Source organism: Gordonia cholesterolivorans (assembly GCF_039531975.1).
GTDB classification, from domain to species: Bacteria; Actinomycetota; Actinomycetes; order Mycobacteriales; family Mycobacteriaceae; genus Gordonia; species Gordonia sihwensis.
In genome coordinates, this window is record NZ_BAAARB010000008.1 from 91,673 (window position 1) to 103,693 (window position 12,021).

A 12,021-nucleotide genomic window follows, 5' to 3' on the forward strand; every position below is an offset into this window, starting at 1 on the left:
CGTGACCGCGCGCGCAGGCGACGGGGCGTCGCCCGGTTCGGAACTGACCATCGGCATCGACATCGGCGGCACCAGCGTGAGAGCTTCGGTGGTGGACGCGCGCGGTCGCCAACTCGACACGCTTCGCACGGCCACCCCGCCGACCGCCGAGTCACTCGAGCACTGCCTGCACCGGCTCGTCACCGAACTGCGGGACCGGTGGGCGGTGGCAGCGGTGGGACTGGCGATCGCGGGTTTCCTGACACCCGATCGCCGGACGGTGCGCTTCTCCCCGCATCTGGCCTGGCGCGAGGCTCCGGTACCGGAGACGATGACGCGCAGGCTGGGGTTGCCGGTATTCGCCGAGCACGACGCCAATTCGGCCGCACTCGCCGAGCTGCACTTCGGTGCGGCGGCAGGTGGACACAACACGCTCGTCCTGTCCATCGGCACCGGGATCGGCGCGGGGATGATCATGGACGGGCGGCTCTATCGCGGCAGCTTCGGCGTGGCGCCGGAGTTCGGGCACCTCACCGTGGTTCCGGACGGCCGCTCGTGCAGTTGCGGCAAACGCGGTTGCTGGGAGCGCTACTGCAGCGGGACGGCACTGGTCGACACCGTGCTGGAACTGCTCGCCTCGCACGACTATCCGCGCAGCGTGCTGGCCGCCGAGTCGGAGGCGGACCCGGGCTCGCTCACGGGCAGGCGAGTGGCGGCGGCCGCGGCGGACGGCGACCCCGCGGCACTGGCCGCGTACGAGGACATGGCGCGCTGGCTCGGCTACGGTCTCGGCATGATCGCCGACGTCTTCGATCCGGATCTCATCGTCCTCGCCGGCGGCGTCGGTGCCGCGTCGAGTCTGTTCCTCGACGACGCGCGCGAGCACTATGCGGCGGCGGTCACCGGTAGCGGGCACCGCCGGCTGGCCCGGATCCGCGGTACCCAGCTCGGCGAGGCGGCGGGAACGATCGGTGCGGCCGAGGTGGCACGGCAGGGACTGGCGATGCAGGTGGCGGGCAGTCAGTAGAGTTTCTTCCGATGCGTTCGGGCGCCGGTGCGCCGGTGCAGGTCGGGAATCGAGCAGGAGGGGCAGCAACGTCCATGTGGTACTACCTTTTCAAATACATCTTCATGGGTCCGGCGCTCCGCTTGATGGGACGTCCGCGGATCGAGGGGCTGGAGAACATCCCCAAGGACGGTGCCGCGTTGATCGCGTCCAACCACATGGCGGTGGTCGACAGCTTCTACCTGCCGCTCATGGTGCCGCGGAGGATCTTCTTCCTCGCCAAGAGTGAGTACTTCACGGAGAAGGGCCTCAAGGGGCGCTTCAAGAAGTGGTTCTTCAGCACTTCGGGACAGATCCCGATCGACCGGTCCGGCGCCAGCGCGGCCGCGGACGCGCTTCTGGCGGGCAAGAAGGTGCTCGAGGACGGACGGCTGCTGTGCCTGTACCCGGAGGGCACCCGGTCGCCGGACGGCCGGCTGTACAAGGGAAAGACCGGGCTCGCACGGATCGCTCTGGAGACGGGCACACCGGTGATCCCGATCGCGATGGTCGGGACCGATCGGATCAACCCGCCCGGCACGGTGCTGCCGCGGCCGACCCGCATCGTCGTCCGAGTGGGCGAACCGCTCGACTTCTCGCGGTACGAGGGCATGGCAGGCAACCGCTTCATCGAGCGCGCGGTCACCGACGAGATCATGTACGCGCTGATGCGTCTCGGCGGCCAGCAGTACGTCGACGTGTACGCCGCCAGCCTCAAGAACGCCGACGGCGGCGCCAAGACGGCGGCACCGACGGCGCCGGCCGCGAAACCGGGCGACGCGGCCTGATCCGATTCCGGACCCCGTGACGGTGTCCGCGCCGGCCGTCAAGCGGCCGTGGCGGACACCGTCGTCGTCTCGGGGGCACGGTACGGCAGCCGCCACAGTGCCACCAGGAGCGCCACGCCCCAGAGCGTGAAGGCGTTGCCGACCAGGTGCTGCCATGCAGCCCAGCCGTGCTCGATGGGCGGCAGGAGCTGGAAAGGCCCCACCGCGAAGATCACGACCCCGGTTCCGGCGAGGCCGAAGTACGTGGCACGGTAGCGGCGCTCATCGACGCGCCAGCCGATCGTCAGGCACAGGAGCAGCGCCGGGACGCACCAGACCCAGTGGTGGGCCCAGGTGGTCGGCGAGACGAGCAGTCCCCACACGGCCACGGCGCACGTGATCGCGAGGGCGTCGACGCGGCCGGTCATCGGTCCGCGCGCGAACGCCTCGGCGGGTCGTGCCGCCAGCACCGCCGCCAGCGCGAGGACCGTGGCCGCGACGCTGGTCAGGATCCAGGCGACCTCCGCGGCACTGCCCGCGTCACCGAACACGCGGAGCCACGCGGCGTTCAGATTCTGGTTGATCCGCCCCTCGGGTTGGCCGATCCGGGCGGTGTGGAACAGCGTGTCGGTCCAATACGTGCGGGAGTCGGCCGGCATCCAGATCCAGCCGATCGCCGCCGCGCCGACGAACGCGGCCAGTCCGGTGGCGACGGCGCGGAACCGGCGGGCCACCAGGAACACGCCGAGGAAGACCAGCGGGGTGAGTTTGACCGCCGACGCGATGCCGATCAGGACACCCTGTGCGCGGCGGCCCCCGGCGCGGTGCAGGACGAAGACGTCGATCATGATCATCGCCATCAGCACCACGTTGATCTGACCGAATCCGAGGGTCATCCAGAACGGGTTGAACCAGATGGTCGCGACCGATGCAGCGATCGCGAGCCACCACCGGTTGCCGGGCGAGCCGATGTCGAGCACGGCGAGCGAGAGCTTGGTGACGTAGACCAGCAGCGCGGCGGTGACCAGTGAGATCCCGATGCTCGCGACGGCGAGCGGGATCGCACCCAACGGGGTGAACAGCAGCGCCGCGAACGGCGGGTACGTGAACGGCAGCCAGATGCCGTCGGCGGTGAAGGGCATCGAACCGTCGGCGTACAGACTCAGGCCCTGATGCCAGATCTGGCCGCCGATGCGGTACACGTCCATGTCGAACCGGGTTCGGGTGCCGAAACTGGATGTGAAGGGCACGCCCAGGATCTGCAGGGCGGCCGAGAGTGCGAATGCGGCGACGATCGCCGCCCTCGCGGCTGGTCCGGGCGACCGCCGGGTGAGCCGCTCGGCGAGCCGTTGACCCCGGAGCGCTCCGCCCTCGTCGCGGGGCTGCGTCTGACCGCTTGCAGTGGGCATGAAAGCCAGTATTCCTGTCCGGCATGGATAATCAGAAGTCGTGCGCTACTTCTACGACACCGAGTTCATCGAAGACGGAACCACCATCGAGCTGGTGTCGATCGGGGTGGTCGGCGAGGACGGCCGCGAGTTCTACGCCGTCTCGACCGAATTCGATCCGGCGCGGGCGGGTGACTGGGTACGCACCAACGTCCTCGACAAGCTGCCGTCCCCGGCCGACAAGGCGTGGCGGAGTCGCCGAGCGATCCGCGAGAGCCTCTACGAGTTCCTCACCGCCCCTGGCGACGGCGTCGAACTGTGGGCGTGGGTCGGCGCGTACGACCACGTGGTGGTGTGTCAGCTGTGGGGGTCGATGACCGAGCTGCCGCGGGAGATGCCGCGCTTCACCCGGGAACTCCGACAGCACTGGGAGGCCGCGGGCCGTCCGGAACTGCCTCCGGCTCCGCGCAACGCACACGATGCGCTCGCCGACGCGCGGCACAACCTCGTCAAGTGGCGCGCCATCGAAGCGGCCGTCGGCGGCGGCGCCGGCGTGAACTGACGGCCGAGAACCGACGGCACTGTCGGAGGTGACCGACGCGACGTCCGGTTCGTCACGATAGGCTGGAGCGGTGGTGAACTGGACCGTAGACGTGCCCATCGACGAGCTTCCCGAACTGCCGCCCCTGCCGGGACGTCTCGCCGAGCAATTCGACGACATGCTGGCGCGCCCGGCTCTGCAGCAGCCGAGCTGGCCCGAAGAGGAGGCGCACAAGATGCGCACCGTCCTCGAGAGCGTCCCGCCGATCTGCATGCCGTCCGAGGTGGAGGTGCTCGCCGACCAACTCGCCGAGGTGGCCCACGGTCGCGCGTTCATGCTCCAGGGCGGAGACTGCGCCGAGACCTTCGCGGCCAACACCGAGCCGCACATCAAGGGCAACATCCGCACCCTGCTTCAGATGGCCGTGGTGCTCACCTACGGCGCGAGCATGCCGGTGGTGAAGGTCGCCCGCATCGCGGGGCAGTACGCGAAGCCGCGTTCGTCCGACACCGATGCGCTCGGGCTGCTCTCGTACCGAGGCGACATGGTCAACGCGCTGGAGGCCGACGAGGCCGCGCGCGTGCACGATCCCTCGCGTCTGGTGCGCGCGTACGCGAACGCCGCCGCGGCGATGAACCTGGTGCGGTCGCTGACCGGGTCGGAGGCCCGCCTGGCGCACGTTCACAACTGGAACCGCGAGTTCGTCCGCACATCGCCGGCCGGTGCGCGGTACGAGGCGCTCGCCGCGGAGATCGATCGCGGGCTGCGATTCATGGACGCCTGCGGCGTCACCGACTCGAGCCTCGAGTCGGCGTCGATCTTCGCCTCGCACGAAGCTCTGGTGATGGACTACGAGCGCGCCATGCTGCGGCTCGCCGACAACCCGCGCGGCGGCGACGAGCAGACTCTGTACGACCTGTCGGCGCACTTCCTGTGGATCGGCGAACGCACCCGGCAGCTCGACGGCGCTCACATCGCGCTGGCCAAGCTGATCAGCAATCCGATAGGCGTCAAGATCGGCCCCACCACGACGCCCGAGCTGGCGGTCGAATACGTGGAGGCACTCGACCCCGACAACCGTCCCGGCCGGCTGACGCTGGTGTCGCGGATGGGTAACGGCAAGGTCCGCGAGGTCCTGCCCGCGATCGTGCAGGCCGTCGAGGCGACCGGACACAAGGTGATCTGGCAGTGCGATCCGATGCACGGCAACACCCACACCGCGTCCACCGGTTTCAAGACCCGCCACTTCGACCGCGTGGTCGACGAGGTGCAGGGCTTCTTCGAGGTGCATCGTGCGCTGGGCAGTCACCCCGGGGGCATTCACATCGAGCTGACCGGTGAGGATGTGACCGAGTGCCTCGGTGGCGCACAGGACATCTCCGACCTCGATCTCGAAGGCCGTTACGAGACGGCGTGCGATCCGCGCCTCAACACCCAGCAGTCGCTGGAACTGGCTTTCCTCGTGGCGGAGATGCTGCGCGGCTGAGGGGAGCCTGCGCGGCTGAGGAGACCGACGGCGCCCGGTTCAGGCGAGCGAGGCGCCCACGGCCCACCCCGCAGCTGCGAGCACGACGGCGACGATCGTGATGATCGTCAACCACACGGCCGCCAGTGCGCGTCCGCGCGAGGTGGCCGCGGGATCGGCTTCGTCGATCACGTCGACCTCGTCGGAGTCCGGCTCCCAGTCGGCCCGGTCGGCCCACTCCGGCTCGTCGTCCGCCCAGCGTCGCTCGTCGGGTCCGTCCCAGGCGTCGTCGTCCCAACGATCAGACGGGGGGAGCGGCTCGGGATCGTATGCGGTGACCGGTCGCGGATCGGGCGCCTGCGCCGACACGGCCCGCACCGGGCGGGCGATGGCGGAGGTGACCCGCGCCGAGGCCCGGCTCGGAGCCGGGACGGTGAAGGCGGGCAGGTCGAGTTCATCGGCGGCGTCGAGCAACGCGTGCTGCATGGCGAATCCGTCGCGGAAGCGATCGGTGCGGTCACGCTCGGTGGCTCGCAGGACGATCTCGTCGATCTGCGGCGGGACGCCTTCGATCAGGTCGCCGGGGGCGGGGACGTCGTAGGTGAGCCGCTGATAGGCCAGCGCGAGCGGAGTGCTGCCGCTGAAGGGCTGCCGTCCGGTCAGTAGTTCGAACAGCATCACTCCGGCCGAGTACACGTCGCTGCGCGCGTCGACGTCGGTGGAGTTGACCTGCTCGGGGGACAGGTACGCGGCGGTCCCCAGAATCACGCTCGCCGACGTGACGCCGGCTTCGGCGACCGCGCGGACCAGACCGAAGTCGGCCACTTTGATGTCGCCGTTGTCGGAGACGAGGACGTTCTCGGGCTTCACGTCCCGGTGCACCAGCCCCGCGCGGTGCGCGGTGCCCAGGCCGCCGAGCATCGGGATCGCGACGGACGCCACCGCGTGCGGCGGCATCGGCCCGCGTTCGCGGAGCAGTTCGCGGACGCTGCCCCCGCGCACGAGCTCCATGACGAGGAACGCGACCTCACCGTCGATGCTCTGGTCGTAGACCGCGACGAGGCCGGGGTGGCTCAGACCGGCGACGGCGCGGGCCTCGAACTCGAACCGGCGCAGGAACTGGGGGTCGCCCACGTAACGCGCATCCATCACCTTCACTGCGACGCGCCGACCCAGACGCAGGTCGGTTCCCACATACACCGAGGACATCCCGCCGCGAGCGATCGGCGCGTCGATCCGGTATCTGCGCTCCAGCACTCGGCCGATGAGCGGGTCGCCAGGGGTGGTCACGGTGTTCGAATCTACCCGCCGCGCCGACGACCTCGTATGTGCCGCGCAGGACACCGGTAGGCTTTGCCCCGTGGGTTCTCTTCCGCTTTCGATCGACATCCTTCCCGACGACGTTCCAGTTCTCGACCTGGACCAGGCCGCCAAGCGGCTGGGGGTCTCGTCCAACCGGCTCCGCACACTCATCCGCGACCACAACCTGCTCGCGGCCTCGCGCGGAGGGGTACCCGTGATTCCGGAGGCCTTCTTCGGGTCCGACGGCCTCGCGAAGCACTTCGAGGGGCTGGTCCGGATCCTGCTCGACGGCGGTTACACGCGCGACGAGGCGATGCGCTGGCTGTTCACCGAGCAGGACGACCTGGGGCTGCGCCCGGCCGATGCGCTGCACACTCATTCGGCGCGCGAGGTGATCCGGCGCGCACAGGCTCAGGCCTTCTGACGGCGCAGCCGGTCAGCCGAGAGCCGGGCGGCCGGCCACGGCGGTGACGGCATGGCCGAGCCTGCGGTGGACCGGTACGACGGCCCGCGCGGCGAACACGTCGTGACCGCGGTCTTCGATGGCGGTGAGAATCGCGCTGTACGACCGCGCGGCCGCGCAGATCGCGGGGCGCGACCGTCGGGGCAGTGAGGCGATGGCGGGCAGCGTCCGCCGGTACTGGTCGCGATTGACGGCGATCAGATGCGCCGTCGCCCGCCGCATCCGGGGGCCGGCCGTGCCCGCGGTGGCGTCGTGACGCAGCTCCTGCTCGTCGACCCCGAAGGCGCCGAGGTGGTCGAGGGGCAGGTAGATCCGATTCCGGTTCAGATCTTCGCCGACGTCACGGAGGAAGTTCGTGAGCTGGAACGCTTCGCCCAGCAGGGCTGCACCCCGGGCGGTGTCCGGATCGGGAGCCGCGCCCAGGATCGGCAGCAGTTGCAGGCCGATCACCGCGGCCGAGCCGTAGGTGTACTCGGCCAGGGCGTCGAGCGTCGCGTAGCGGTTCCGGAACAGGGGGTCGCCGGGCAGGTCCATTCGCATCGATCGGCCGAACGCCTCGAAGGTTTCGGCAGGGATCGCGAACCGGTCGACCGACTCGGCGAGCGCAGCGAGCATGTCGGCCTCGTCCCGGCTCAGACCAGCCGGCACCGGCGCCCCCGCGAGTGCGGCGGCCAGGCCGTTCTCGAGGGCGTCGAGCCGCGCCGATCGCGGCTGCGACCCACCGGCACCGTCGACGACGTCGTCGACGGTGCGTGCATAGCCGTACAACGCGAACACCGCGCGCCGGCCGTCCACCGGCAGCAGACGCGAGGCCAGGAAGTAGGTGCGGCCGGCCGCGCGCGTGAGCGACTCGGCGAGGCGGTACCCGCGGTCGGCGTCAGCCATGGATCAGCAGGGACCCGAGCCCCCGCAGTCTGAGCGGGTCGCGGCGGCGCAGCGAGACGGCCGCGAGAACGGCGAAGGCCAGCGCCATCAAAGTTTCGAGCGGCTTGTAGAACAGGATCGAGTCGTCCGGCTGGAAGACGATGAGATAGAAGGTGCTGACTCCGACGACCACCTGCCGCACCCACATCGGGAGGGTGAATGCGACGGCCAGGCAGGCGACCCACGTGTAGTACCAGGGCAGGGTCGACGGTTCGAGCAGTAGCAGAGCGAGCATCGCCCATGCCATGCCGGCCATCGCGGACCGCTCGTCGCGACGCGACCGCCACCAGAGGTACACGAGGATCAGCGCGAGTGCGACGCTGCCGATGGCCCGCGTCACCACCAGGACCGCCTGGAGGTTGAGCGTCGCGAAGGGAGCCGCGGCGTAGGTGACGATGTGCCCGACGAAGATCGGGACGGTGAACGGGTTGATGATCCGAGAGGCGTACGACAGGCCGTTCATCCATCCGAGGCCGAGGCCGAGGATCACCGTGAAGGCACCGAACACCGCGGCGGGGATCGCGCCCGTCGCGACGAAGATCGCGACACGGTCGCGCCAGGCGATGAGCGGAGTCGGTGCCGCGGGATCGGCCGCGCGCCGCTTGCGCAGGTGGTCGAGCCAGATCCACATGACGAACGGAATCGCGATTCCCGCGGTGACCTTCACCGAGATCGCCAGGCCCAGGACCGCGAGACCCGCGACGTGCCTGCCCTCCAGCGCCAGGGCCACGCCTGCGGCCAGGAAGCCCATCATCAGCAGTTCGAGGTGTGGGCCCCCGACCAGATGGATCAGCAGCATCGGGTTCACCAGGACCAGCCAGAGCCCGAGTCGCCGGCTCGCACCGAAGTGCGCGGCGATCCGGGGCACCGCCCACATCGTCAGGAGCAGTCCGGGCAGCAGGGCGACGCGGATGGCGAACACGCCGGCGAAGACGTTGTCGCCGGTGATCCCGACGATGCCGCGCAGCAGGAGCATGAACCCGGGACTGTAGGGCGAGGTCGTGGGAGCCCAGATCTGCGCCATCGAATCGACGATCGGTCCGGGACGGTGTGCGGGTCCGTCGGTGTAGGGATCGAATCCGTGCATCAGCACCGACGCCTGACCGAGGTAGGCGTACACGTCGCGGCTGAAGGTGGGTACCGCGAACATCAGCGGCGCGGTCCAGGCGCCGACGGTGGCCATCGTGGCGCGCAGGCTCATCCGCTCGGGGCTCCGGCCGATTCGCACCCAGGCGATGACCATCAGCGCGATCCCCGTCCAGAACGCGAAGCCGGACAGCGTCTTCCCGTGGCCGTACGTCATCGGCGCCAGGCCGAGATCGGCGAGCGTCGCGTCGTTGCGAGGAACGTCGGAGAGACCGTAGCTTCCCGCGACCACCAGCAGCACACCGAGGAACCCGAGACAGGCGTCGGGATAGCGCTTCAGGAGATTCACGACCGCCCCCCGTGTCCGTTCCGGCCACGCAGGTAGTCGTCGATCCGCGCCGCGGCGAGCCCGCCGGACACGAGCACGGGCGGGATGCCGACTCCGGGCACGGTCGCGCTGCCGCCCAGAGCCAGGTTCGGCACACCCCGCCAGCGGTTGGGCGTGCGCAGCGGGCCGGTCTGCGCGACGGTGTGAGCCGCGGAGAACGGCGTCCCCGCGGGCAGACCCGATCGCAGCCAGGTCAGCGGGTGGTCGATCCGGAGCACGGTCATCGAGGACAGACCCGGGTAGCCGCGGGACTCCAGGACGCCGAGGAACTCGGCGGTGTACGGCTCGGCGAGCACATCCCACGGCAGATCGGCCGAGACCAGATTCGGTGTCGGCGCGAGAACCGACACCGACTCGGATCCGTCGGCCACGAATGTCTCCGGATCGGTGGCCGCAGACCGGGTGATCAGGAACGATCCGTCGCCCATCAGTCGGCCCGGGCGAGCGGTGAGGTCGGCGAAGGTGTCGGTCCACGCGGCGCCGAAGTCGAGAGTGTGATGGCCGGACCGCCAGCCCGCGGTGGTCCCGGCCGGCAGCACGCCGTGCACCACCACGGCGCTCGGCGAGTAGCGCAGAGTCCGCAGGCGGCGCTCGTCGTGCAACAGTTCGGCGACCGCGTCGCGTTCGAGTGTCGCGACCACCGCGTCGGCGGCGAGCCGCTGGTCGCCGACGAGCACACCCGAGGCGGAGCCGTCGGTCCGGCGCAGAATCCGGTCGACGCGTGCTCCGTACTCGATCCGCACGCCGGCGTCGGCCAGTGCGCGCTCGAGGACCCGGCCGATGCGGCCCATGCCGCCCGCGGGAGCACAGAGGCCGCGGCCGATGTCCATATCCGCGATGATGGCGTAGATCGCCCGCGCGCGGTGGGGTGGAACGCCGGCGTAGAGCGCCTGGAAGGTGAACGCCCGCTGAACCCTGGGGTCGGAGACGAATCGACCCACGGCGGCGGTGAGGCCGCCGAGCGCGCCGAGCCGGACCAGGTTCGCGGCGGCGGCGCGCGTGCGCGGTCCGGTCAGGTCGGCCAGGCCGTCGTAGTTGCGGTCGATGAAGACGTCGAACTCGGCATCGTAGACGCGGCGCAGCCAGGTCAGCAGGTCGCGAGTACCGTCGGCGGCCTCGGTCCCGAACACCTGCTCGACGGCGGCGGGGATGGCCGCGGGCTCGCGCGGTATCGCCAGCGACGAGCCGTCGGCGTAGTTCATGACGTAACTCGGGTCCACCGGGCGCAGGGCCAGCCGCTCCAGGGCCTGCTCGCGGTCGACGCCGACGGCGGTGAGTGCGTCGACGATCAACTCGGGCATGGTGAGAACCGTTGCACCCGTGTCGAATCGGTGACCCGAGATGGTCTCGGTGCGCACCAGGCCGCCGGGGGAGTCGGTGGCCTCCAAGACTGTCACCTCGTGTCCGCGGGCGCGCAGGTGGGCCGCGGCGGTCAATCCCGACAGCCCCGCTCCGATGACGACGACGTGCGAATCAGCGGTCATGGCCGTCACCGCCGTCGATGGGTGATTCGGCGGGCCATCCAGGTCAGATCGGCGCGCGCGGACTCTCCGGCATCCAGTCCGTCGATGCCGGCCAGGGCCGCGTCGAGGCGTTCGTCGATCTGTCTCTCGATCTCGGTGAGTGCGCCGGATTCGGTCAGGACGTCGCGCGCCGCGGTCAGCTCCGCCTCCGACAGCGAACGGCCGAGGCTGTCGCGCAGCAGATCTCGGCCGGCCGCCGACGCGCGCTGCAGACCCTCGGCCAGGAGTGCGGTGCGCTTGCCTTCGACGAGGTCGTCACCGGACGGCTTCCCGGTCTCCGCGGGGTCTCCGAATACACCGAGGACGTCGTCGCGCAGTTGGAAGGCGACGCCGAGATCGAGCCCGATGCGACGCAGTGAGCGTGACAACTCGTCCTCGGCCCCGGACAGCGCCGCACCGAGCTGGAGCGGCCGGGCCACCGTGTACGCGGCCGTCTTGTACTCCATCACCCGGTACGCGGCGGTCACGGACTCGTCGCCGGACGACTCGTTGGTGATGTCGAGGAGCTGACCGCCGAGCACCTCGGTCCGCATCTGAGACCACAGAACGGCCACCGGCCGCGGCAGCGGATGCGGATCGGCGGGACCGCCGTCGGCGGGAGTGATGCCGTGCACGAGGTCGTCGGCCCAGGCCAGTGCCAGATCGCCCAGCAGGATGGCCGCCGAGACGCCGTAGTGCGCGGGGTCGCCGGCGAACCCCCGGTCGCCGTGCAGGGCCTCGAACCGGCGGTGGACGGTCGGGCGGCCGCGCCGCGTGTCGGAGCGGTCGAGGATGTCGTCGTGGATGAGGGCGCAGGCCTGGATCAACTCGATCGCGGCGCCGACCCGCAATGCCGTCGACTCCCCGGGGCCGGTGTCGGCGGCCGCTTCGGGGCCGCATCGCCAGCCGGCGTAGACGAACAGCGGCCGCACCCGTTTGCCGCCCGACAGCACGAAGTCGGCGAGCACGTCGCCGGCCTCCGCGACCGCGGGGTAGATGTCGTCGAGCGCAGGCCGGCCGGAGTCGAAGAACGCCGTCAGGATCTCGTCGACCGCGGCGGGCACGTGCGCAATGTTGACCACGACTGGCAAGGTTACCGGTCCTCGTCGACAGCCCGGCCACGCGCCGCAGCGGCGGTGATCGCGGGCACAGCCGCGGCATCGGCGGCCGC

General features: G+C 70.4%; 11 protein-coding genes. 5 read left to right on the plus strand and 6 right to left on the minus strand.

The features are described from left to right. The first annotated feature begins 1 nt into the window (after position 1). Together ABFX36_RS09490 and ABFX36_RS09495 are read left to right on the plus strand one after the other, a co-directional pair. Positions 2-1,006 (plus strand): ROK family protein, encoded by a 1,005-nt coding sequence (locus ABFX36_RS09490; RefSeq protein WP_062366692.1) that lies wholly within the window; start codon positions 2-4, stop codon positions 1,004-1,006. A gap of 74 nt (positions 1,007-1,080) precedes the next feature. Then, complete coding sequence (locus ABFX36_RS09495; RefSeq protein WP_062366694.1) at positions 1,081-1,812, plus strand: lysophospholipid acyltransferase family protein; 732 nt, start codon at positions 1,081-1,083, stop codon at positions 1,810-1,812. 38 nt (positions 1,813-1,850) lie between these two features. On the opposite strand, the gene ABFX36_RS09500 is transcribed toward ABFX36_RS09495, so the two are convergent. Then, entirely contained in the window at positions 1,851-3,200 is a 1,350-nt protein-coding gene (locus ABFX36_RS09500) for a glycosyltransferase 87 family protein (RefSeq protein WP_062366696.1), read from the minus strand. Positions 3,201-3,240: 40 nt separating this feature from the next. Between ABFX36_RS09500 and ABFX36_RS09505 the strand changes: the two genes are divergently transcribed. Both ABFX36_RS09505 and ABFX36_RS09510 read left to right on the plus strand, forming a co-directional pair. Next, positions 3,241-3,741 carry a polyadenylate-specific 3'-exoribonuclease AS gene (locus ABFX36_RS09505; protein WP_006895308.1) on the plus strand — a complete coding sequence of 167 codons (501 nt, stop codon included), beginning with the start codon at positions 3,241-3,243 and terminating at the stop codon, positions 3,739-3,741. A gap of 70 nt (positions 3,742-3,811) precedes the next feature. Next, positions 3,812-5,206, plus strand: a complete 1,395-nt coding sequence (locus ABFX36_RS09510; protein WP_006895309.1) for a class II 3-deoxy-7-phosphoheptulonate synthase — start codon at positions 3,812-3,814, stop codon at positions 5,204-5,206. 39 nt (positions 5,207-5,245) lie between these two features. On the opposite strand, the gene ABFX36_RS09515 is transcribed toward ABFX36_RS09510, so the two are convergent. Further along, on the minus strand, positions 5,246-6,475 hold the full coding sequence (locus ABFX36_RS09515) for a protein kinase domain-containing protein (protein WP_062366698.1): 1,230 nt from the start codon (positions 6,473-6,475) through the stop codon (positions 5,246-5,248). Between the two features lie 70 nt (positions 6,476-6,545). Here ABFX36_RS09515 and ABFX36_RS09520 point away from each other — a divergent pair, with 70 nt between their 5' ends. Continuing rightward, the gene (locus ABFX36_RS09520) at positions 6,546-6,911 is read left to right on the plus strand and encodes an Rv2175c family DNA-binding protein (protein ID WP_006895311.1); all 366 of its coding nucleotides are present in this window, start codon (positions 6,546-6,548) and stop codon (positions 6,909-6,911) included. A gap of 12 nt (positions 6,912-6,923) precedes the next feature. Here ABFX36_RS09520 and ABFX36_RS09525 read toward each other — a convergent pair whose 3' ends face one another. The 4 genes from ABFX36_RS09525 to ABFX36_RS09540 are packed head-to-tail and all read right to left on the minus strand — an operon-like array spanning position 6,924 to position 11,932. Next, positions 6,924-7,835, minus strand: coding sequence for a phytoene/squalene synthase family protein (locus ABFX36_RS09525; RefSeq protein WP_006895312.1), 912 nt, complete (start codon positions 7,833-7,835; stop codon positions 6,924-6,926). After that, positions 7,828-9,309 carry an alpha-(1->6)-mannopyranosyltransferase A gene (locus ABFX36_RS09530; RefSeq protein ID WP_006895313.1) on the minus strand — a complete coding sequence of 494 codons (1,482 nt, stop codon included), beginning with the start codon at positions 9,307-9,309 and terminating at the stop codon, positions 7,828-7,830. Before ABFX36_RS09530 ends, ABFX36_RS09525 begins: the two co-directional genes overlap by 8 nt. Then, positions 9,306-10,832, minus strand: a complete 1,527-nt coding sequence (gene crtI / locus ABFX36_RS09535; RefSeq protein ID WP_006895314.1) for a phytoene desaturase family protein — start codon at positions 10,830-10,832, stop codon at positions 9,306-9,308. The genes ABFX36_RS09530 and crtI overlap by 4 nt, the downstream gene beginning before the upstream one ends. A gap of 5 nt (positions 10,833-10,837) precedes the next feature. Further along, complete coding sequence (locus ABFX36_RS09540; protein WP_062366701.1) at positions 10,838-11,932, minus strand: polyprenyl synthetase family protein; 1,095 nt, start codon at positions 11,930-11,932, stop codon at positions 10,838-10,840. Positions 11,933-12,021 lie beyond the last annotated feature (89 nt).